Source organism: Streptomyces acidicola (genome assembly GCF_009377235.1).
Classification (GTDB): domain Bacteria; phylum Actinomycetota; class Actinomycetes; order Streptomycetales; family Streptomycetaceae; genus Streptomyces; species Streptomyces acidicola.
Genome location: NZ_VMNX01000044.1, coordinates 18610 through 39873, shown reverse-complemented (window position 1 = coordinate 39873; position 21264 = coordinate 18610). Strand labels below are relative to the sequence as shown.

At 71.3% G+C, this 21264-nt stretch carries 18 protein-coding genes; 11 read left to right on the top strand and 7 right to left on the bottom strand.

Annotated features, from left to right (window positions below; all coding sequences use genetic code 11):
• Window positions 1–195 precede the first annotated feature (195 nt).
• From FPZ41_RS14795 to FPZ41_RS14785, 3 genes are all read left to right on the top strand, one after another.
• Window positions 196–3231 carry an AAA family ATPase gene (locus FPZ41_RS14795; protein WP_322620239.1) on the top strand — a complete coding sequence of 1012 codons (3036 nt, stop codon included), beginning with the start codon at window positions 196–198 and terminating at the stop codon, window positions 3229–3231.
• Between the two features lie 325 nt (window positions 3232–3556).
• Complete coding sequence (locus FPZ41_RS14790; RefSeq protein ID WP_152862785.1) at window positions 3557–4264, top strand: AAA family ATPase; 708 nt, start codon at window positions 3557–3559, stop codon at window positions 4262–4264.
• Window positions 4265–4467: 203 nt separating this feature from the next.
• Window positions 4468–6084 carry an FAD-binding oxidoreductase gene (locus FPZ41_RS14785; protein ID WP_152862783.1) on the top strand — a complete coding sequence of 539 codons (1617 nt, stop codon included), beginning with the start codon at window positions 4468–4470 and terminating at the stop codon, window positions 6082–6084.
• Between the two features lie 15 nt (window positions 6085–6099).
• Here the strand turns inward: FPZ41_RS14785 and FPZ41_RS14780 are convergent, their stop codons facing one another.
• On the bottom strand, window positions 6100–6981 hold the full coding sequence (locus FPZ41_RS14780) for an aminoglycoside phosphotransferase family protein (RefSeq protein ID WP_152862781.1): 882 nt from the start codon (window positions 6979–6981) through the stop codon (window positions 6100–6102).
• Between the two features lie 257 nt (window positions 6982–7238).
• On the opposite strand from FPZ41_RS14780, the gene FPZ41_RS14775 reads away from it, so the two are divergent.
• The 4 genes from FPZ41_RS14775 (at window position 7239) to FPZ41_RS14760 (ending at window position 13364) form a co-directional block, all read left to right on the top strand.
• Window positions 7239–7781, top strand: coding sequence for a carbonic anhydrase (locus FPZ41_RS14775; protein ID WP_152862779.1), 543 nt, complete (start codon window positions 7239–7241; stop codon window positions 7779–7781).
• A 130-nt stretch (window positions 7782–7911) separates the two neighbouring features.
• A complete protein-coding gene (locus tag FPZ41_RS14770; RefSeq protein ID WP_152862777.1) occupies window positions 7912–9342 on the top strand; it encodes an NAD(P)/FAD-dependent oxidoreductase in 1431 nt (476 codons plus the stop codon).
• Window positions 9343–9541: 199 nt separating this feature from the next.
• Window positions 9542–12757: an IPT/TIG domain-containing protein gene (locus tag FPZ41_RS14765; protein WP_322620238.1), complete on the top strand. Its 3216-nt coding sequence runs from the start codon at window positions 9542–9544 to the stop codon at window positions 12755–12757.
• Between the two features lie 127 nt (window positions 12758–12884).
• Entirely contained in the window at window positions 12885–13364 is a 480-nt protein-coding gene (locus FPZ41_RS14760; RefSeq protein WP_152862773.1) for a GNAT family N-acetyltransferase, read from the top strand.
• Between the two features lie 97 nt (window positions 13365–13461).
• Here the strand turns inward: FPZ41_RS14760 and FPZ41_RS14755 are convergent, their stop codons facing one another.
• Both FPZ41_RS14755 and FPZ41_RS14750 read right to left on the bottom strand, forming a co-directional pair.
• The gene (locus FPZ41_RS14755; RefSeq protein WP_152862771.1) at window positions 13462–13884 is read right to left on the bottom strand and encodes an SgcJ/EcaC family oxidoreductase; all 423 of its coding nucleotides are present in this window, start codon (window positions 13882–13884) and stop codon (window positions 13462–13464) included.
• 18 nt (window positions 13885–13902) lie between these two features.
• Entirely contained in the window at window positions 13903–15084 is a 1182-nt protein-coding gene (locus FPZ41_RS14750) for an FAD-dependent oxidoreductase (RefSeq protein ID WP_152862769.1), read from the bottom strand.
• A 236-nt stretch (window positions 15085–15320) separates the two neighbouring features.
• On the opposite strand from FPZ41_RS14750, the gene FPZ41_RS14745 reads away from it, so the two are divergent.
• On the top strand, window positions 15321–15986 hold the full coding sequence (locus tag FPZ41_RS14745; protein WP_407698785.1) for a pentapeptide repeat-containing protein: 666 nt from the start codon (window positions 15321–15323) through the stop codon (window positions 15984–15986).
• 44 nt (window positions 15987–16030) lie between these two features.
• Here FPZ41_RS14745 and FPZ41_RS14740 read toward each other — a convergent pair whose 3' ends face one another.
• Window positions 16031–16531 carry a hypothetical protein gene (locus FPZ41_RS14740; protein WP_322620237.1) on the bottom strand — a complete coding sequence of 167 codons (501 nt, stop codon included), beginning with the start codon at window positions 16529–16531 and terminating at the stop codon, window positions 16031–16033.
• Window positions 16532–16567: 36 nt separating this feature from the next.
• Between FPZ41_RS14740 and FPZ41_RS14735 the strand changes: the two genes are divergently transcribed.
• Window positions 16568–17986 carry a M1 family metallopeptidase gene (locus tag FPZ41_RS14735; RefSeq protein ID WP_152862765.1) on the top strand — a complete coding sequence of 473 codons (1419 nt, stop codon included), beginning with the start codon at window positions 16568–16570 and terminating at the stop codon, window positions 17984–17986.
• Window positions 17987–18149: 163 nt separating this feature from the next.
• Here the strand turns inward: FPZ41_RS14735 and FPZ41_RS14730 are convergent, their stop codons facing one another.
• Window positions 18150–18662, bottom strand: coding sequence for a GNAT family N-acetyltransferase (locus FPZ41_RS14730; protein WP_152862763.1), 513 nt, complete (start codon window positions 18660–18662; stop codon window positions 18150–18152).
• A 25-nt stretch (window positions 18663–18687) separates the two neighbouring features.
• Window positions 18688–19161 (bottom strand): ATP-binding protein, encoded by a 474-nt coding sequence (locus FPZ41_RS14725; protein ID WP_322620236.1) that lies wholly within the window; start codon window positions 19159–19161, stop codon window positions 18688–18690.
• A 187-nt stretch (window positions 19162–19348) separates the two neighbouring features.
• Here FPZ41_RS14725 and FPZ41_RS14720 point away from each other — a divergent pair, with 187 nt between their 5' ends.
• Together FPZ41_RS14720 and FPZ41_RS14715 are read left to right on the top strand one after the other, a co-directional pair.
• Window positions 19349–20200, top strand: coding sequence for a helix-turn-helix domain-containing protein (locus FPZ41_RS14720; RefSeq protein ID WP_152862761.1), 852 nt, complete (start codon window positions 19349–19351; stop codon window positions 20198–20200).
• A gap of 16 nt (window positions 20201–20216) precedes the next feature.
• Entirely contained in the window at window positions 20217–20441 is a 225-nt protein-coding gene (locus tag FPZ41_RS14715) for a DUF397 domain-containing protein (RefSeq protein WP_322620235.1), read from the top strand.
• A gap of 79 nt (window positions 20442–20520) precedes the next feature.
• On the opposite strand, the gene FPZ41_RS14710 is transcribed toward FPZ41_RS14715, so the two are convergent.
• Window positions 20521–21096: a TerD family protein gene (locus FPZ41_RS14710; RefSeq protein ID WP_152862759.1), complete on the bottom strand. Its 576-nt coding sequence runs from the start codon at window positions 21094–21096 to the stop codon at window positions 20521–20523.
• Between the last annotated feature and the right edge of the window lie 168 nt (window positions 21097–21264).

The window sequence follows — 21264 nt, the reverse complement described above, 5'->3', positions numbered from 1 at the left end:
GCGCGTCCCCGTTCACCCTGGATGCGAACGGCCTTCCCACAACAGGGAGTTCGCGTCCGAACGCGTCGGCGTTCACCTCATGGCGACGGCGGTCATAATGTCAGCGCACCAAGGGAGTCCCAGGTGCGGGGGCAGCCGGAGACGGCCGTGCTCACCGCCCGCCGGGGCACGTCATCGAAAAGGACGCACTGCACAGTGGCTGCGCGGTCGGGCAACACCGAACTGGTCCGCGGTGGTACGGCCGCACGTGTGGACCGGACCAACGACTCCCTGCTCGGCCGCGGGCGCGAGTCGGACGAGATCCGTGGCTTACTGAGCGACCCCGACGGCCCGCGTCTGGTGCTCGTGCGGGGCGAACGGGGAGTGGGGCGCAGTACGTTCGTCCAGTCCGTCGGTGAGCGGCTGCGCGAGCAGGGGACCACCGTGCTTGCCGTGGCGTGTGTTCCGGCCGACGGTGAACGGCCGCTGCTGCTGGCGCTGCGGCTGGTCATGGCGCTGGAGGAGCACCGGGCCGCCGCGGAACGGCAACGGTCGGCGGGACAACAGGCCGCGCGGGCGCTGGCCGCCGCCGACAAGCGCGATCAGGTGGCGATGGACGAGTTGCTGCGCGCGGCGCTCGACTGGTCCGGGCCCGCTGACCGGTCCGGGCCTGTTGACCGGTCCGGGCCCGTGGTCGTGCTGGTCGACGACGCCCAGCACGCCGATCCCGCATCCCTGTCCGTGCTCCGTGGGATCGACTTCCCGCGGCTCGCGCCCGACGTCCGGCTGGTGGTGTCGTCGGCGCGGCATGTCGTGGAGGACGGGGCGCCGGGCCGCGACGGTCCGGACGGGGCCGTGGAACGGCTGGCCGGCGTCGAAGGGTCCCGTACGGTGGTGCTGCGCCGCCTGGGACCGGAGGACACCACCGCGCTGGTGGCGCGGCGGTTGCAGGCGACGCCCGACGCCGCCCTGGCCCGGCTGGTGCACGAGCTCACCCGTGGGGTCCCGGGGGCGGTCGACGCTCTGCTCACCGGCTGGACACGGCGGGGCGAGATCCGGGTCGCCGACGGCCATGCCTTCGTGGGCGCGCGGACGCCGATCCCGGTGCTGCCGGACGGCGACCGGTTCGTCACGGCTCTGGACGCGCTGGGCGAGCCGTGCCGCGCGGTGGCCGCGGCGCTGAGCATTCTGTGGCCGCTGGGCCGACCGGCCCTGGAACTGATCGCGGAGTGGACCGAGTTGGGCGCCGACGCTGTCGGCGACGGCGTCCGCGGTCTGGTCGAGGTGGGGATCGTCGACGAACTGCCAGGGCCTGTTGCGGGAGTTTCGCAACTGCCCCTGGGCCCGGACGGCTCCGCCGTACGGGGCTGGACGTTCCGCCTTCCGCTGACGGCACACACCGTCCGGGAACGGCTGACGCCGATGGAACGCAGACGGCTGTCCGCCATCGCGGTCGAGGTGCTCTGGGCGCATACGGACGCGGAGCATACGGACGCGGAGCATACGGACGCCGAGCATACGGACGCCGAGCACGCCGGGCAGACGACGGGTCCGGCGGCGGCCGTGCTCGACGAGGCGGACGCGCGGACGTACCTCGCGGACCGGATCGTGGACATGGGCACCCTGGTCGACCGTGAACGCGCGGTGGCCGAGTTGATGGCGGCCGCCGAGCGGGTGCGGCCCGGTACGGAGGGCCGGGGCACGCTCCGGTGGTTCCGGGCCGCCACCCGCCTCATTGAGCAGCCCGCCGCCCGCGATGCGGCCCTGCAGCGGTACGCGACCGCCGCCTACATGGCGGCCGACTACCAGACCGTGCGGACCATAACGGAAACGTTGCTGCGCAACCCGGGGCAAGGGCTGACCACGTCCGCCCTGCAGGAGGCCGCCCTCCAGTTCGTGGCGGTGACGACCAACCAGCTGGACTGGCCGATGGTGTCCAGGCTGGCGACGGCGCGCTGGTGGGACGAGCTGCCGGTGCCCGCCCTGGCCAAGGTGAGCGGCCAGGCCCTGGCCCTCTGCCAGCTGACGAGGTGGCAGGAAGCACGGGAGCTGCTCTCACGGACGGAAGCGGTGTGGAACGTCGGCCCGCGCGTCGGTGGGACGCCCCGGACCTTCAGCGCCGTGGCGGAACTGGTGCTGGGCCGACCGGAGCCGTTCCGGCGCGAACTGGCCACGCCGCCCGTGCCGGAACTGCCTCCCGGCAAGGTGTACGCGCTTGCCCTGGCCCTGTTCGACGAGCTGGCCGCCGGCTATGACGTGCACGCGGCGGAAACCCTGCTGGGGTCCCGTGGGCTGACCGTGGAGATGCTGCCCCCACTCAGTCAGTTCCTCTGGTGCCACCTCACCGGCCGGTGGGACGAGGCGCTGGAGTCGGCCCGCCGATTGCTGGCGAACGACCAGATCCAGACCCCCGCGTCGGACAGTTTTCTCCTTCCCGCGCGGACCGCGGCCATCCTCCTTGCCCGGGGCCGTACCACCAGTGCCCTGCGCGTGATGGAGAGCATGCGCGGCCCGGAAGAGGCTCCGCCGTCGTACTCCATGAGGGCCGCCGAGGCAGAGGTGTTCAGGACCCTCGGCGACCTGGACCGCGCCGAGAGGACGCTGCGCCGCGGGCTGGACAGGGCTCACGAGCACGCCCACGTCTACGGCACGGAAGAGCTGTGGGCGCTGCTCGCCGAGGTGACGGCCGAGGCGGGACGCACCGCCGAGGCGGTGACCTGCCTGGAACACCTGGGCCGGATCGCCGACCGGATGGGGAGCGACAGGACACGGCTGCGGCACCTGCTGGCCTCGGCCAGGGTCCTGTGGCAGGACGACCCCGACACCGCCCGCGCGAACCTGCGCGAGGCGGTGGACCTGGCCCGCTCCCGCGGCCTGCCGTGGGAGACCGCGACCACCCTGATGGCGGCCGCCGACGCGGGCGCGGGCCCGGCCACGCTGCTGCACGAGGCGTACGAACTGTTCGGCGAGACCGGCGCGACGCTGTGGCGCTTTCACACCAGGACCGCGATGCGCGAAGCCGGACTCACCGTTCCCGGCCGCAAGCAGGCCACCGCCGAGAACGAGCACCTGCTGGCCACCCTGATCGCCGAAGGGCTCTCCAACCGCCGGATCGCCACCGTGCTGCGGCTCAGTGAGGACGCCGTCGCCAACCGTCTGACCAGGCTGTTCGCCCGCACCGGAATGCGGTCCCGCACCGAAGTCGTCACCGCGGTGCTCACCGGCTCGGGCCGAGCCGGCGGGGCCCGCTGACGCACTTGACGGTTCGCGCCAGGTTTCCTTGACGGGCGAACGGCCGATGAAAGAACCGCAGCACGTACGCAGGGGCGAACCGGGTGTGGCGATCCACGTACCGGGCCCGTACGCGGTGCGTCACGGACTGGCCGGCGACGGGCCCGCGTTATGCCACGGGGCCGGTGACAGACGAGCGACGACACGTCGCTTCCCCGGCACCCGGGTCGTCTGATCCGCCGCAGGACCGGAACGGGGCTCGGTGCCTGCGAGCGGCCACATAGGGCGCCGTTGAATGACACGAGGAACTCCCCGTCCTCGATCTCGGCCATGGAAGACTCACCACATGATCGTCGAACGCGCGTACGCACATGTGGACTCGTACGACGAAGGGACGTGGCCGTGGTCCCTGCCCTGTGTGCGCGGGCTCCTCAAGGACGGGCTGCGCTTCACCGCGCCGGTGACGTTTCTCGTCGGTGAGAACGGCTCGGGCAAGTCGACGCTGGTCGAGGCTCTGGCGGAGGGCTTCGGGCTGGACCCCTGGGGCGGTTCGCACGACTGGCGCTACGCCAGCCGCCGCCGTAAGTCGATGCTGGGCGAACGCATCCGCTTCGACGCCGCACCCCGCGGACGGCGCATGCTCAGCAGCTGGTCGGCCCGCAAGGGGTTCTTCCTGCGCGCGGAGACGGCGATGGACGCGCTGGACCGGGAGGGGTACGAGCCCGACTCGGTCAGCCACGGTGAGGGATTTCTCGCCGCGTTCCGGGGGGCCTTCCTGGAGCCCGGCCTGTACGTGATGGACGAGCCGGAGGCGGCGCTGTCCTTCTCCTCCTGCCTGGAACTCCTCGGGCACGTCCACCACTTGGCCGAGAACGGCGGCCAGGTCGTCTGCGCCACCCACTCCCCGCTGCTGACCGCGCTGCCGGGCGCCGACATCGTCGAGGTCGGGGAGCACGGCCTGCGCCGGGTGGAGTGGCAGGAGCTCGCCCTCGTCGACCACTGGCGCCGCTACCTCGACAACCCACAGGCCTATCTGCGGCACATCCTCGGCTGAGGGCCGGGACATGCGAGAGGGAATGCGAGAGGGAATGCGAGAGGACATACAAGGGGGCTGAGTGCACCCTCGTGCCACCGGCCAGCCGGATTCCCGGCACGCCCGGAGCTTCCTAGCGTCGGTGCTGTCAGTGCAGTGCTGTCAGAACTGTCGGCATCCGCGGCACACCGCACGGCCGCGCACCGCAGGAGGGAAGCGAGACCATGCCCGAACACACCCGACGACGTACCGTCCTGCGCGCCGCAGCCGTCGGCGCCGCCGCCGCGGCCGGGACCTCGGCAGGCGCTCTGCCCGCCCAGGCCGCCGCCCAGCCCTTACCGTCCGAGCAGTCCGAGCAGTCCGAGGCCGTCGCCGAGACGGGCGCCGGGCCCGACATCGTCCTCGACCCGAGCGACCCCCGTTACCCCGCCCTCGCCGCCCGCGGCTACAACCGGCGGTTCACCGGCCGCCCCCGGCGCATCCACCTCCCCACCACGACCGGCCAGGTGGTGCACGCCGTCCAGGAGGCCGTACGCCGGCGCGAGCACGTCGTGGCGCGCAGCGGCGGACACGGCTTCGAGGACTTCGTCGAAAACGAAGGCGTCCGTGTCGTCGTGGACCTGTCCCGGATGACGGCCGTCCGCTACGACGACGCTCGCGAGGCGTTCATGGTCGAGGCGGGCAGCAGCCTCGGCGCGGCGTACCGGGCGCTGTTCGTCGGCTGGGGCGTGACGCTGCCCGCCGGCTGGTGCCCCGAGGTGGGCCTGGGCGGCCATGTCCCGGGCGGCGGGTACGGCACGCTGTGCCGGCTGCACGGGTTGTCCGTGGACAAGCTGTACGCCGTCGAGGTGGTCGTCGTGGACCGGGCGGGCCGCGCCCGTGCGGTGGTGGCCACACGGGAGGAGGACGATCCGAACCGGGACCTGTGGTGGGCCCACACCGGCGGTGGGGCCGGCAGCTTCGGCATCGTCACCCGCTTCTGGTTCCGTGACCTGCCCGAGCCGCCCGCCTCCGTACTGTCCTTCCGCGTCGAGTGGCCCTGGAAGGGCCTCGGCCGCGACGAGTTCACCCGCTTCGTCGGCAACTACGGCACCTGGGTCGAGCACAACTCGGCCGCCGGGGCGCACGGCACCCGTCTGTACAGCGAATTGGTCCTGTTCCGGGAGATCGCCGGCAACCACCTCCTCATCGGGCAGGTCGCGGACACCGGTCGGGCCGCCCGCCGCCTCCTCGACGACCTGCTCACCGCGCTCGGCCGGGGCGTCAAGGCGCAGCCCTTCGTCCAGACGCACACACTGTCGTGGCTGACCGCGGCGTCCGTCATCGGCAGCCCGGACGACCCGGGCCCGGTCTACCGGCTGGCGGTGAAGTCGGCCTACGCGAAACGGGGGCTGACGGAGTCCCAGATCCACGCGGTGCACCACCACCTCACCCGGACCGACTACGACCACCCCGCCGGAATCGTCAGCCTCAACACCTACGGCGGCCAGGTCAACGCCGTGCCCACGGACGCGACAGCGGTCGCCCACCGCGACTCCGTGCTCAAGCTCATGTTCCTCAACGGCTGGGAGGGGGCCGACGACGACGAGCGCCACCGCGGCTTCCTCCGCGAGCTCTACCGGGACGTGTACGCGGACACCGGCGGTGTCCCCGCCCGCACCGGCGCCTTCATCAACTACGCCGACGCCGATCTCGCCGACCCGCGCCACAACACCTCCGGCACGCCCTGGCACGTGCTCTACCACGGCGACCACTACCCGGCCCTCCAGCGGGCGAAGGACCGCTGGGACCCGCGGAACGTCTTCCACCACCGACTGTCCGTACGCCCCACCGGGCACTGAGGCCCGCTCGCCCGCTCAGGTGTCGCGCAGCCTCCGGCCGATCTCCAGCTGCTGGGGGTCCAGGCCCCGGCCGTCCTCGATGTCCCACAGGCAGTTCTGCAGGACGCGGCCCAGGGTCCAGGCGCGGGCGCGTGCGCGGTCCAGGGAGAGGACGTCGGTCATCGCGTCGAAGCGCCAGGCGAGCTCGTCGGGGTCGAAGCGGTTGTCGAGGGCGGGCCAGAGGTCGAAGCCCGGATCGCCGGCGAGGGGCTTGGGATCGATGGCGAGCCAGGGGGCGCGCTCGGAGGCGAGCACGTTCTCGTCGTGGAGGTCCCAGTGCAGGAGCCGGTCGCCGGGCTCGTCGAGGACCTCCCGTAGGGCGGCGGCGCAGTCGGCGAGGAGGCGGCGGGCGGCGGGGTCCGCGACCCGTTCCAGGGCCTTCGGCGTCTCGTCGACCATGGCCGCCGCGATGTCGGCGAGCCGGCGCATGCCCTCGGGCGCCGGGAAGGAGGTCAGGTGGGCCAGCAGCCGGGCGATGACCAGGACCGCCTCGCGGGTGTCCGGCACGTGGGAGAGCATCCGGGTCTGGTCGAGCCGTTCGAGGAGCATCGTGCCGGTGGCGTCGTCGTGGCCGAGGAGCCGTACGGCCCCGTCGCCGTCCCACACCCGCAGCGCGAGCGGCTCGCCCACGCTCTCCTCGTCCAGCAGCTGGAGCTTGAGGACGGCCGGGGTGCCGTCCCGGCGGACCACCGGCAGAACCAGGGCTGCCATGCCGTACATCGACGGGCCGTCGATCCGCAGCTCCCAGCGGTCGAGGAAGTCGGCCGCCAGCCGGGGCAGACCGGCGATGAACGCGCGCCCCGCCTCCCCGTTGAACTCGCTCTGGGACGCTGCCAGCTTCTCAGGGACCTCGATCATCCAGCCGACCCTACTGTCCTGAACCGCGTTCGCTCGCGGTGGACCTTCAGGCCGGCGACGCTCGGCTCGTCCTCGCCGGGCGGGCCCGCCTGGCGCGTGATCCCCTCGTGGGCGATGGTGGCACCCAGGACGGCTTGCTGCCGCCCGCCCGCGGTTCATGGCCGAACGGGGCCGGCTCGCGCATCGCGGACACCGACGCCGCACACGCGGTGCCGGTCTCACAGCCCCAGGCTGCCACGCCTCCTGAAGGAACCGCCATGTCGAACTTCACCCCGTACCTGGAGCGCAACCAGGCCTTCGCCGCCTCCGGTGCCCAGGCCGACGTCCCTCAGCTCCCGTTCATCCCCTTCAACCAGCTGTACCTGATCACCTGCATCGATCCGCGCGTGGAGCCGGCGGCTGTGCTGGGCGCCCGGCTCGGGGAAGCGATCGTGGCACGTAACGTCGGCGGCCGGGTGACGCCGGCGGTCATCAAGGACCTCGCCTGGATCGTGCACCTGCACGAGAACAAGGCCCCCGACGCGGACTGGTTCGAGATCGCCGTCATCCACCACACCGACTGCGGCTCGGCGCTGTTCGCCGACGACGATCTGCGCGCGGGCTACGCCGCCCGCGGCGGCTGGGACGAACAGACCTCCTTGGAGATGGCCGTGCTGGAGCCGTCCAGGACGGTCCAGAAGGACACCGCCAAGCTGCGCTCGGCACCCGAGCTCGTGCCGGGCATCGGCGGCATCAAGATCGGCGGCTACGTCTACGACCTCGGGACCGGGAGGATCACCACCGTCGTGCAGCCCGGCTGAGCAGCACACGGTCGGCCCCGGCAGCTCCGGCTCACCGCCCCCGTGACCCGTCCGAATGCCCTCCCGCCCACGCAGAACCACGAAATCCGTAGGAGACACCCGCCACCCGTACGGGTTAACGTCCCAGCTCATGAGCAGCAGATCAGGCACGGGTGTCCCCGGCGGCCCCGGTGGTGTCGTCAACGGTGGCGTCTCCTTCTGGTACGCGGACGACGGACTCCCCGAGCGCCGCGCGCCCCTGCCCGGGGACGCGACCGCCGACGTCGTGATCGTCGGCGGCGGCTTCACCGGGCTGTGGACGGCGTACTACCTCAAGAAGGCGGCCCCTTTCCTCCGTATCACCGTGCTGGAACGGAAGTTCTGCGGCTACGGTGCCTCCGGCCGCAACGGTGGCTGGCTCTACAACGGCATCGCGGGTCGCGACCGGTACGCGAAGCTGCACGGACATGAGGCCGCCGTACGGCTCCAGCGCGCGATGAACGACACGGTCGACGAGGTCGTCAGGGTCGCGGCGGAAGAGGACATCGACGCCGGCATCCACAAGGGCGGCGTCCTCGAAGTGGCGTGCACGCCCGCCCAGTTGGCCCGGCTGAAGGCCTTCCACGAGACGGAGCTGTCGTACGGCGAGACGGACCGCGAGCTGTACGGCGCCCGGGAGGCGGCGGAGCGGATACGCGTCGCGGACGCCGTCGGCGCGTCCTGGACGCCGCACGGCGCACGGCTGCAGCCGGTGCGACTGGTCAAGGGGCTGGTGGCCGCGGTGGAGGCCCTCGGGGTGACCGTCCACGAGTCGACCCCGGTCACCGAGATCCGCCCCAAGCACGCGGTCACCCCGTACGGCACGGTCCGCGCCCCCTACGTACTGCGCTGCACCGAGGGCTTCACGGCCGCGCTGAAGGGCGAGCGGCGCACCTGGCTGCCCATGAACTCCTCGATGATCGTGACCGAGCCGCTCACCGAGGCGCAGTGGGAGAGCGTCGGCTGGGCGGGCCGCGAGACGCTCGGCGACATGGCGCACGCCTACATGTACGCCCAGCGCACCGCCGACGACCGCATCGCCCTCGGCGGTCGCGGGGTGCCGTACCGTTTCGGCTCGCGCACCGACAACGACGGCCGGACGCAGGCGGAGACGATCGCGGAGCTGTACGAGATCCTGGTCCGCTTCTTCCCGTCACTCACCGGCGTGCGGGTGGACCACGCATGGTCGGGCGTGCTCGGTGTACCGCGCGACTGGTGCGCCACGGTGACCCTCGACCGCTCCACCGGCCTCGGCTGGGCGGGCGGTTACGTCGGCTCGGGCGTGGCGACCGCGAACCTGGCCGCACGCACCCTGCGCGACCTGGTCCAGCAGGACTCCGGTCAGGCGGGGGCGACGGATCTGACGTCGCTGCCGTGGGTCGGGCACCGGGTCCGCAAGTGGGAGCCGGAACCCTTCCGCTGGCTGGGCGTCCACGGCCTGTACGCCGCGTACCGCGCCGCCGACCACCGTGAACGGACCATGCCGGGCGCCGAGTCGTCCCGCCTGGCCCGACTGGCGGACCGGGTGACGGGACGCCACTGAGGTCCGCCGGCCTCCTTCGCGGCCGGGGCGACAGCCTCACCGTGACGTACGCGTGCATACGCCTTCAACGGCCCTTCCCCGCACATCCAAAAGCACCTGTGGCGTGTCATACCTGTGTGCGACCATCGCTCACCGACCATTGATCCGGGGGGACTTCATGTTTCATCCCTGTCCAGGTGCGAGACGCACGCGGCCCACGGTGCCGCTCCTGGCGTTCACCCTGCTCGCCGCACTGCTCACGTCGCTGCCGGCGACGGCGGGGATCGCACGCGCCGCGGCACCGTCCGCCGCACCCGCCGCCGATGCGGACGACTGCGCGCCGCTCGCCCTCGCGCCGTTCGGTGACCCCGGCGACGCCGTCGGCAAGGCCACCGTTCCGCCCGACGGCAGCGCCTGCTTCACCGTCACGGCCACCGAGCCCGGCCGCCATCTCGTGTCGCTGGACGACAGCAGCAACGAGGCGTACACGCAGATGCTCGCCGAGGACGGCACCCAGGTCGACTGCCACGACCAGGACTTCGCCGGCGGCGGCTGGTGCGACGTGCCCGCGGCCGGCACGTACACCGTCCAGGTCGTCAACAACGGCTGGGAGGACGCGAGCACGGCCGTGACCGTCGTTCCGCTCGGCTCCACGCGCGGCTGCGCCGAGCCCACGGGCACAAGCTGGGACCAGCCGACGGTGAGCCGGACCTCCGTGAGCCGCACCGAGGTGGACTGCCTGCCGTTCGAGGGCAGGCCGGGCGAGCGCGTCCATCTCACCCAGGGCACCAAGGTGTACGGCGACATGATCGCCTGGATCACCGACGAGACCGGCACGCGGATCTGCCCGCGCTTCCCCGAGGACGGCGAGGACAGCTGTGTGCTGCCCGGTGACGGCCCTTACCGGGTGCTGTCGCGGGTCTCGTCCGTGGAGAACGGCTTCCCCGCCGAGTACACGGTCAAGGTCCGCCGCCTGAACGCCCCGCAGGGCTGCCGCACCTCCTCCGTGCGGCCGTACGGGCCGCTGGAGAAGCAGGACTTCGCCACCAACCCCTGCTTCACGTTCCCCGTCACCGGAGCGGGGGAGTACGTCGCCCACGCTGTGTCCGAGAGCGACACCACGAGCCCGGTCCGCGTCTACGACTCCGCCGGTCTGACCGTCTGCCGGGGCTCCGGCCTCTGCCGGCTGCCCGAGACGGGCACGTACACCGCGGTCGTCGACGACGACTACGCCTTCCGTGACTCGCGCGACGACCTGGTCGTCCTCGACCGTGCCTCCGACGCGGGGTGCGTGCCGATCGGGACGGGTCTGTACCGAGGTGAGCTGCGCACGGCGGGACAGTACGACTGTCTGCGGCTGTCCGTCCCCAAGGACGCCACGATCGCCGGGCTGATCCCCCTCGGCACCCCTGGCGTCGACGCCGACGTGGAGGTCCTCGACAAGGACGGCACCACGCAGTGCGGCGAGGAGACCCTCGCCCAGGGGAACTGCGCCCTCACCGGGACGGCCCCCTACCGCACCCTCGTCCACGCCGACGACAACGACGACCCCACCGGGCCGTACAGCATCGCGTTCCACCGTACGGACGCGGCGAACGACTGCCCCGTCCTGCCCGCAGGCAGCTTCGCCGACGACGGGGCGAAGGCCACGCTGACCACCGGTGACGGTGTCTTCTCGCACTGCCTGAACATCCCGGCCGACGCCCACACGGAGAAGGAGATCCTCCAGCTGACCGCCACCTCCGGCGCCGTCGCGGCGAAGTTCTCCGTGGTCGACTCCACCGGCAAGCTGGTCTGCGACCGCTCCGCCGGCACCAACGTCTGGGTGCTGTGCGACCTCACCCCTGGCAAGGCGCACACCGTGCTCGTCACCGGCCGGGACCAGGCCGCCGCGTACACGCTGACCCGCAGGGACGTCACCGCGTCCGCCGCCTCGGCGGGCTGCACCAGGACCGCCGCGGCCAACGTCGGCGGCCCGTCCGTCCCGGGCACGTACGGCGCGGCGGGCACTCTCCGCTGCCACCAGATCACCACCGACGCCGCCACCGACGTCCTGCACGTCGACGTCCGCGACCCCCAGGGCACCGCCAACATCGCCGTCCTGGACGGTGACGGCGACACGGAGTGTTCCTTCCGCAACCGCTCCTGCGCGGTCACCGGATTCACCACCCACCAGGTTCTCGTGCAGGTCCCGGCCACGCTCAAGCCGGCCCCCGAGTACCACCTGGACGCCCTGCGCATCGCGACCGCCGACGGACCGGCCGCCGAGTGCGCCGAGGTGCCCTCGGTCGCCTACGGGTACGGGCCGATCACGGGCACCCTGAACGAGTCGCACACCGCGGTCTGCGCGGCCCTGCCCACGGCCGGCTTCGACCGCTTCGACACCGAGATCAAGGACACCACCGGCGCCACCACCACGGCGGTGCCCGCGCTCTACAACACGTCGTCGTGGGCCAACGGCTGCACGCGCTACCTCCCGGAGGAGTACGACTGCGCCGTACTCGGCTCGTCGTCCGCGAGCACCCCGACCGTGTTCGTGCTCGGCCTGCCGGAGAAGGCGTCCACCACCGCCTACAGCGCCAGGCTCGTCTGCGCGTCCGTGCCGTGCGGCACCGACGACGTCGGCGTCACCTCGGTCAGCCCCACAACGGGCGTCAGCGGCAGCAAGGTCACGCTCACCGTCACCGGCACCGCGCTGCCCGCCGACGCCCAGGTCCGGCTGGCCCGGAGCGGCACGACCCTCACCGCGAAGACGGAGTCGGTGTCCGAGGACCACCGGACGCTGAAGGCGACCCTCGACCTGGCCGGCGTACCCGCGGGCACCTGGAGCGTCAGCGTGATCGCCGGCGGCTGGGAGTACCAGCGCGGTACGTTCACCGTGACCCCGGCGCAGCTGAAGAACACCACAGCGCCCGAGGTGACGGGCACCACCGCCGTCGGGGACAAGGTCACGGCGGCGCCCGGCAGTTGGTCGGCGACCCCGTCGTCGTACACCTACCAGTGGAACGCCGACGGACTTGTGATCACGGACGCGACAGCCGCGACGTACCGGATCCCGGCGTCGCTGCTCGGCAAGAAGCTGACCGTGACCGTCGCCGCCGCCAAGGAGGGCTGGGACGGCGGCACGGCGACGTCGCCCCCGGTGACCGTGGCCAACGGCGCCGCGCCCAGGGCGACCGAGGTGCCCGCGATCAGCGGGACGGCGAAGGTCGGCAGGACACTGAAGGCGAGCAAGGGCACGTGGAGCCCCGCCCCGACCTCGTACTCCTACCAGTGGTACGCGGGCGGTACGGCGATCCGGGCCGCCACGACGTCCTCGCTGGTCCTGAAGGGTGCCCAGCTCGGCAAGAAGATCACTGTCAAGGTGACGGCCCACCGCACCGGCCACCACGACGGATCGGCGGTGAGCAGGCCGACGAGGGCGGTCACCCGCTGAGTCCCCGTTGACTCACCCGCCGATCGCGGACAGCACCCCGGTGGCCCCCGCCCACACACGGGCGGGGGCCACCGTGCGCCGTGCCCGGCCCCTCAGCCCCACGGCACCCGTGTGTGACACTGCGGCCATGATTCGCACCGCGACCCCCGCCGACATCCCCGTCATCCATGCCATGGTCCGTGAACTCGCCGCGTACGAGAAGGCGCTGGACGAGGCGCGGGCGAGCGAGGCGCAGCTCGCGGAGGCGTTGTTCGGGGAGCGGACCGCCGCGTTCGCGCACATCGCGGAGGACGACGCCACAGGAGAGCCGGTGGGCTTCGCGCTGTGGTTCCTGAACTTCTCGACCTGGCGGGGTGTCCACGGGATCCATCTGGAGGACCTGTACGTACGGCCGGGGGCCCGGGGCGGCGGGCACGGCAAGGCGCTGCTCACCGAGCTCGCGCGGATCTGCGTGGAGCGCGGCTACGAGCGGCTGGAGTGGTCCGTGCTGGACTGGAACGAGCCGTCCATCACCTTCTACCGTGCGCTCGGGGCGCGGCCACAGGACGAGTGGACCGTGTACCGGCTGACGGACGATGCCCTGCGCGCGCTCGGCTCACACGGCTGAGGCAACCGCCCGACCGCCGCGAACGGACCATGCCCGGCACCGGATCGTCACGCCTCGCACGGCTGGCGGACCGGGTGACGGGGCGCCATGCGCGACGTCACGGAGATCCATCAGAAGGGCCCTGGCCCTGTTCGACGTGCACTGCCGTGTTCTGTCCTGCGTGCAGCAGCCACCGCCCGTCATCGTGCTTGGTCATGACGTAGAGCGGAGCGCCTTCTGCGTCGCCCTCTGCGGAGTGGTAGACCTGCCGAACCTTGACGGCAGCCACGTCGGGCCTCAGGAACTGCGTGTGTACTGCCTCGTACGTGACCTCACCGTCCCAGCTCGCGGCGGGCAGCACGGCGCGCGTGAACTCGGCGATCGCGTCGAGGCCGAGGAGGACCTTGCCGTGGCCGGTGGTCCAGAGAGCATCGTGATGGAACAGCGCGAGGAAGCCCTCGACGTCTTTGGCGCGCTGTGTGCGCTCGACGGTGGCCACGACCTGTTCGATGGCTTTGATGTCTGAGGTTTCGGTGTTCATGCGGAACACTCTGGAACCTCAAGCATGCTTGAGGTCAACCCCCTGCAGTCCGGAGGACCGCCGGCCGAGGGCCAGGGACACGGCGGCCAGCGCGCTGTTGAACGACACCTCCGACAGCACACCGGGCGCCGCCACCTGGTCGCCCGCGAGGTAGACGCCGTCGCCGCGGTCGACGGCGGGCCGGTCGCGCCAGGTGGTGCCGGGCAGGTCGACCGCGCCCGTACGGCCGTTCGCGGTGGCCTCGCGCCGCCAGGTGACCCGCTCGCGCCAGCCCTCGAAGCCGAGGTCCAGCAGATGCTCGGCGCGGGCGACGCCGGCGGGGCGGGACTCGCGCGGCCCGATCGGGATCTGACCCTGGATCAACTGCTCTCCCGCCGGGGCGAGGGTGCGGTCCTGGGCGGTGAAACGCTCCAGCCAGCCCGGTGCGTCCAGATCGGACACGGCGAAGGCGTCACCGCGACGGCCGCGGACGGCAACGTCGACGAGCGCGGTACGACCGCTGGGCCAGGTCAGCGAGTCGTCCCCGAGGAGACGCCGGGCGGCGTCGAGGGAGGTGGCGACGACGACCGGCCCCCGGCCCTCGGGAACCGTCTCGACCCGTGCGAGGGTCTCCACTCGGACCCCCAGATTCCAGGCCCTCGCGGCCATCCGGTCCACGACGCTCGCCCAGCCGCCGCGCGGGTACTGCGCCTCCGGGGGCAGCTTCGTGGCCCGGCGGAGCCGCTCCTGCACGAAGGCGGCGGACAACGAGCCGGGATCGTGGTGGAAGATCGCGACGGCGGAGTAGTGGGCCGCGGCCCGTGCGGCCTCCTCGCCCGCCTGCTCGGTGGCCCAGCTCATGAAGTCCACGTCGACGGGCGCCGAGTGGGCCGTACGCCGCCGCAGGAGCTTGAGCATCGCGAACGGCGGCGTACGACGCAGCACACCCTTGTGGTGCAGCCTGAGCCGGGCGCCCTCCAGGGGCGGGATCGGGGCGAGGGGGCCGACGAGGTCGCGCTGCCTGAGCCAGGTCCAGTGCGGACCGCCGTTGTAGAGCGCGTGCGGACCCTCGTTCGTCCGGTACGGGCCCTCGGCGGTCCGCGCCCGGCCGCCGAGCGTGTGATGGGCCTCGTACACGGTGACCTTGGCGCCCGCCTCGGCGGCGGTGATGGCGGCGGTGAGTCCGGCGAAGCCGCCACCGACGACGGTGATGCGGTGCATGACTGGGGTCTCCCTACTGCTCCGGTTCCGGTTTCTCGGGTCACCCCTACGACACGTTGAGGGCGCCGGAATGTGACATCACGGCGGCGATTCCGGAGAAACCGCAGGTCAGACGGATTGTCAGTGGAGGGGTGCAGGATGGGGGCATGGCGAGGAAAGCGACGGGCGGGACCGGTAGGACCGGAGGGACGGGCAGGACCCGCGGGACAGGCGGGGCCGGTTCCGGCGGGACCGGGGTGAGAGGTGCACGGCGGCCGGAGGTGCGGTTGCCGCCGCTGGAGCCGTACGGCGGCGCGGGGCTCGAGCCGGACGGGGACTACGACGGGCTGGAGTTCACGGAGGAGGACTTCGTCGCCCAGGACGGCGCGGGAGCCCGCTTCATGGACTGCGCGCTGAGGGGCTGCGCCCTGGACGAGACGCGGCTGCACCACGCCCGCGTCCTGGACTCCGTCCTCACCGGCATACGCGGTGTGGGCACCGACCTCGCCGAGTCCACCCTGCGGGACGTGGAGCTGGTCGACGCACGGCTCGGCGGCGTGCAGTTGCACGGCTCCGTCCTGGAGCGGGTCGTCATCCGCGGCGGCAAGATCGACTACCTCAACCTGCGCAAGGCCCGCCTCAAGGACGTGGTCTTCGAGGACTGCGTCCTCGTGGAGCCGGACTTCGGGGGCGCCCGGCTGGAGCGGGTCGAGTTCGTGGACTGCGCGCTGAAGGGGGTGGACTTCAACGCGGCGGTCCTCACGGATGTGGATCTGAGGGCCGCGGCCCAGCTGGAGATCGCGCGGGGGGTGGACCGGTTGGCGGGGGCGGTGATCAGTCCGGGGCAGTTGCTGGATCTGGCGCCGGTGCTGGCGGCGGAGATGGGGATCAGGGTGGTACCCACCAGCCCGTCCGACGCTTGAGGGCGGGGACGTTCACAGCCCCTCACTCAGTGGACCTGGGGAAATCAGCGAACCCTGGGGAAACGGGCCTCCAACGTCCAGATCACCGAGTTCTCCCGAAGCCCTTCATGGAGATCCGTGAGGTCGGCGATCAGATCGTGCAGGAAATCCCTGGCCTCACGGCGCAGCTCGGCGTGGGAGAACGTGAGGGGCGGCTCGGCGGCCGGCAGCCAGTCCGCCTCGATGTCCACCCACCCGAAGCGGCGCTCGAAACGCATCCGGTCCGTGGACTCGGTGAAGTCGAGCTCGGCCCGCTGGGGCCGCGCGGCCCGGCTGCCGTGCGGGTCCTTGTCGATCCGCTCGACGATGTCGCACAGCGCCCACGCGAAGTCGAGCACCGGCACCCATCCCCAGGCTGTGGACAGCTCCCGGTCCTCCTTCGTGTCCGCCAGATAAACGTCCCCGCAGAACAGGTCGTGCCGCAGCGCGTACACATCCGCGCGCCGGTAGTCGGTCTGCGGCGGGTCGGGGAAGCGGGTGGAGAGGGCGTAGCCGATGTCGAGCACGAAGCGATGGTGTCATGTCCCCATAGGATCGGCGCCATGTCCCGATCCGCGCCGGTTGTTCCCGCCGCCCTGCTCGCCCTCGCGCTCACCCTGTCCGGGTGCACCGGAGGCGGCGACGGAGCGAAGGGCACCCCCGGTTCCTCCGGCCTGCGGGACCCGTACTTCCCGAAGATGGGCAACGGCGGGTACGACGTCACGCACTACGGCCTGACCCTCGACTACGACCCCGACGACAACCACCTGCGGGGCAGGGCCGTCATCACGGCACGGGCGAAGCAGGACCTCAGCGCGTTCGACCTCGACCTGAAAGGGCTGAGCGTCAAGGGCGTCACCGTCGAGGGCGAGAAGGCCCGCTGGAACCGGGCGGGGCAGGAACTGACCGTGCGTCCGAAGGGAGACCTCGACAAGGGCGAGACGTTCCGGACGACCGTGCGCTACGAGGGCTCCCCGGAGACGATCACCGATGCGGACGGCGCCGAGGAGGGCTGGCTGCGCACGGGCGACGGCGCGGTCGCGCTGGGCGAACCGACGGGCTCGATGGCCTGGTTCCCCGGCAACCACCACCCCTCCGACAAGGCGTCGTACGACCTCGCGGTCACCGTCCCCAAGGGCCTGCAGGCCGTCTCCAACGGGGAGTTGAAGGGCGCGCCGACCACGAAGGACGGCGCCACGACGTTCACCTGGCACACCGCCGAACCGATGGCGAGCTATCTGGCCACGGTCGCGATCGGCAGATACGACATCCGGCGCTCCACGACGCCCGACGACCTGCCCGTGTACGTCGCCGTCGACCCCTCCCAGACCAAGGCGAGCCGCAAGGTCCTCGCCCGCATCCCGGAGGTCATGACGTGGGCGCAGCGCACCTTCGGGCCGTACCCCTTCTCCTCCACCGGAGCGATCGTCGACCGCCCGGACGACGCCCAGTACGCGCTGGAGACCCAGAACCGCCCCTTCTTCCCCGGCGCCCCCGAGACCGAGCTCCTTGTCCACGAACTGGCCCACCAGTGGTACGGCGACTCCGTGACCCCCAGGACCTGGCGGGACATGTGGCTCAACGAGGGCTTCGCCACCTACGCCGAGTGGCTGTGGCAGGAGGAGCACGGCGGGGAGACGGCCCAGCAGATCTTCGACGCGCTGTACGACGGCGACTACTACCAGGACCGCACCGACGACGAGGCCATCTGGGCCTTCCCGCCCGCCAAGCCCTCCGGCGCGGCACACATCTCCGACAGCCCGGTCTACGAGCGCGGCGCCATGGTCCTCCACAAGATCCGCCAGAAGACCGGCGACAAAACGTTCCGCACCCTCCTCCGCGGCTGGGCCACCAAGCACCGCCACGGCAACGCGGACACCGGCGAGTTCACGGCGTACGTCGAGCAACAGGTCCCCGACAAGGACTTCAGCGGGATCTGGAAGGAGTGGCTGTACGGGGACGGGAAGCCGGGCAAGCCTTGAGGGGTGCCGCGGCTTCCCAGGGCTCCTGGAGTACGGAGCGCACGCTGCGGGCGAATCCACAGGTGACAGGGCACCTGCGCGTGGAGTGCGACAGTTTTCCGGAAAGTGTCGCACTCCACGCAGCACGTACCCGGTGGCGCGGGGCCGGGGGGCCGGCCCGCTCTCACAACTGTTTGCGCAACACGGTGCAGGGACGCCCTCGTTGCCGGTCCTTCCGATGCCCGATGACCTCGTAGCCGAGGGCCTGCCAGAAGGTGAGGGCGCGGGGGTTGTCGTCGAGTACGGCGAGGCGTAGGGCGGCGCGCCCCCGTACCCGGAAGCGCTCCTCGACGAGTCCGGCCACCTCCCGCCCGTACCCCTTGCGCTGCTCGCCCGCGTCGATGAGGAGGAGTCCGAGCCAGGGGTCCGGGTCGGCCGGGTCGGGGTGCCGGGCGAGGGCGATCGCCACGCCGACCAGCCGCCCCGCGCCGCGCGCCAGCAGCACCTCCGTGTCCGGGTTCGCCAATTCCTCGGCCAGGGCCCCCGCCACCTGCTCCGGACGGATGTCGTCCGGGTCCGGGAATTCGCCGCTGAGGGCGTGGAAGTCGCGGTTGGAGGCGTACAGGGCGGTGAGCTCGGTCAGGAGCGGGTCCGGGATGTCGTGGTCGGCGGTGAGGAGGAGGGGATCGAGGCGCATGGGCGGCAGGCTAGCCACCGGCGGTTCAGTGATCGCGGAGCTCGAACCAGACATGTTTGCCGACGCGGCCGGGTGCGTACGCCCCTCCGACTCCCCACCCCTGTGCCAAGGCGCGGACGAGAAGCAGCCCGCGCCCGCCTTCGTCGTCGTAGGTGCCGTAGGTCTCGCGCGCGACCTCGGGCGGCACCAGCAACCCTGCCGGGCTGTCGTCGTAGACAGCCACGCGGACGCCGTCGGCCGTAACCGCGGTCTCCAGTCGGACGGTTGGCGTTTTGGTGTGCCGTACGGCATTGGTCACCACCTCCGACACGAGCGTGCGGGCGGTGTCGGCGACGCGCGGGTCGTGGCCGTTCGTGCTGAGGAGCATTGCGACGGTTTCGCGGCAGATTCTCGGGCTGAGAGGCGAGTTGGGGGTGGTGAGGTGGTAGGTCTGCGGGGTGATCGGTGAGTTGGTCATGTCCTTCGGCTCCCGGAGTTCGTTGACGTTGCTGCGCGGCACGCCACCGTGGCTGGGCACTGGGGGTGACTGCACTGCGGGTTCACTGGCGGAGCCGCGCGCTGATGAGTACGACCCTAGGGCACATCTATGTGACGGCACATGGATGTGCCGCAAAGCTCACCCGTGTGAGTGGACCGGCTGTCCGTGTGCGCGGCAGACTTGGAGCGCCCGACCAGAAGAGGAATGGATGCCCCCCAGGAGCAATCCCACCGTGCGCCAGGCCCGGCTCGGCGCTGAGCTGCGCAAGCTGCGCGAGGCGGCGGGGATGGCGGCCCGCGAAGCGGGAGCGTTCCTCGGCGGCAACCAGGCGCAGATCAGCCATATCGAAGCGGGCCGTTGGGGCGTCAGCGCGGAGCGCGTGCGACGGCTGGCGACGCTGTACTCGGCCTCAGACGCGCGGCTCGTCGACGCGTTGTGCGCGATGGCCGATGAGCGGGTGAAGGGGTGGTGGGAGGATTACCAGGGGGTGCTTGCTCCTGGCTTCCTGCACCTCGCGGAACTGGAGCACCACGCAACGTACTTGCGGAGCCTCAACGTGGTGAACGTGCCGGGCATCCTCCAGACCGAGGAGTACATCCGTGCAATCCACCGCAGTTACAGACCGGTGCTTCCCGCTGAGGACGTGGATGCGCGGGTCGTGTTCCGGCTGAGGCGGCGAAGCATCTTCGAACGGGACGCTCCGCCGCGTTTCCGCGCCATCATCCATGAGGCGGCACTGCGTATGCGCTTCGGTGGCCGCAAGATCGCCAAGGAGCAACTGGACTATGTACTGGAAGCCTCGGAGCGGCCAACGGTGACGGTGCGGGTTCTGCCCTTCACCTGTGAGGAGTTCATCGAGGCGACAGATGCTCCGCTGTACGCCGGGGGCGTCGTGCCGCAACTCGACACCGTACAGTTGGACAGTCCCATGGGGAGCTTCTTCCTGGGAGACGAAGCCAAACTGAACCGGTACAGGCAACTGCTCGACATCGCTGAGCGGATGACCTTGAACGAGTCGGAATCCCGACGGCTCATCCATCACATCGCGCGCGAACTCTGAGAGGTTTCGAGTGCCCGTGCAGTGGCAGAAGTCGTCCTTCTCAGGTGTGGAGGGCGGGAACTGCGTCGAGGTCGCCCTCGCGCAGCCCCGCCTGCTCCTCCGTGAGGGCGACAGCCCGGGCAAGGTGCTCGCCATGGCCCCCAGGGGGCTGTTGGCCCTGATACGCCACATCAAGTCCGAGCGGCAGCGAGATGCGTGCGCGTGCACCCTCGACAATCCCACCTCGCGCGGAGAGGGCTGAGAACGCTGCGGGTCCCGGCCTGAGGTGTACCGGCCGGGACCCGTCAACCGTCAACTGGCGTGCAGACGGCAGGTGTTCGTCAGACGTTCACACCGAAGTCCTGGGCGATGCCCACCAGGCCCGAGGCGTAGCCCTGGCCGACCGCGCGGAACTTCCACTCCGCGCCGTTGCGGTACAGCTCGCCGAAGACCATCGCCGTCTCCGTGGCCGCGTCCTCCGACAGGTCGTAGCGGGCGATCTCGGCGCCGCCGGCCTGGTTGACGATGCGGATGTAGGCGTTGCGCACCTGGCCGAAGTTCTGCGAGCGGGTCTCGGCGTCGTAGATGGAGACCGGGAAGACGATCTTGTCGACGTCGGCCGGGAGGGCCGCCAGGTTGACGTTGATCGCCTCGTCGTCGCCCGCGCCTTCACCCGTGCGGTTGTCGCCCGTGTGGACGATGGACTGGTCCGGGGTCTGCTTGTTGTTGAAGAAGACGAAGTGGCCGTCCGAGTAGACCTTGCCCTGCTGGTTGACCGCGATCGCCGAGGCGTCGAGGTCGAAGTCGGTGCCCGTGGTGCTGCGGACGTCCCAGCCGAGGCCCACGGTGACGGCGGTCAGGCCCGGAGCCTCCTTGGTGAGCGAGACGTTGCCACCCTTGGACAGGCTTACAGCCATTGTTGGGAGTCCCTTCCCTTGTTGCGTACGGGCTTCGTACCGGCACGAAGCTACAGCTACCCCTATGAACGCGGTGAGGGGTGCCGAAGGTTCCGCCCCTCTTTACTTTCTTTACCTGCGGTCCGGGCAGCCGTAGCCCAGTCGGACGTACGGCCATACATCCCCGAA

What these genes read in the sequence shown, in the direction of transcription:
- FPZ41_RS14790 (WP_152862785.1), top strand. Translation starts at nt 3,557, where the DNA reads ATGATCGTCGAACGCGCGTACGCACATGTGGACTCGTACGACGAAGGG.
- FPZ41_RS14785 (WP_152862783.1), top strand. Translation starts at nt 4,468, where the DNA reads ATGCCCGAACACACCCGACGACGTACCGTCCTGCGCGCCGCAGCCGTC.
- FPZ41_RS14780 (WP_152862781.1), bottom strand. Translation starts at nt 6,981, where the DNA reads ATGATCGAGGTCCCTGAGAAGCTGGCAGCGTCCCAGAGCGAGTTCAAC.
- FPZ41_RS14775 (WP_152862779.1), top strand. Translation starts at nt 7,239, where the DNA reads ATGTCGAACTTCACCCCGTACCTGGAGCGCAACCAGGCCTTCGCCGCC.
- FPZ41_RS14770 (WP_152862777.1), top strand. Translation starts at nt 7,912, where the DNA reads ATGAGCAGCAGATCAGGCACGGGTGTCCCCGGCGGCCCCGGTGGTGTC.
- FPZ41_RS14760 (WP_152862773.1), top strand. Translation starts at nt 12,885, where the DNA reads ATGATTCGCACCGCGACCCCCGCCGACATCCCCGTCATCCATGCCATG.
- FPZ41_RS14755 (WP_152862771.1), bottom strand. Translation starts at nt 13,884, where the DNA reads ATGAACACCGAAACCTCAGACATCAAAGCCATCGAACAGGTCGTGGCC.
- FPZ41_RS14750 (WP_152862769.1), bottom strand. Translation starts at nt 15,084, where the DNA reads ATGCACCGCATCACCGTCGTCGGTGGCGGCTTCGCCGGACTCACCGCC.
- FPZ41_RS14735 (WP_152862765.1), top strand. Translation starts at nt 16,568, where the DNA reads ATGTCCCGATCCGCGCCGGTTGTTCCCGCCGCCCTGCTCGCCCTCGCG.
- FPZ41_RS14730 (WP_152862763.1), bottom strand. Translation starts at nt 18,662, where the DNA reads ATGCGCCTCGATCCCCTCCTCCTCACCGCCGACCACGACATCCCGGAC.
- FPZ41_RS14720 (WP_152862761.1), top strand. Translation starts at nt 19,349, where the DNA reads ATGCCCCCCAGGAGCAATCCCACCGTGCGCCAGGCCCGGCTCGGCGCT.
- FPZ41_RS14710 (WP_152862759.1), bottom strand. Translation starts at nt 21,096, where the DNA reads ATGGCTGTAAGCCTGTCCAAGGGTGGCAACGTCTCGCTCACCAAGGAG.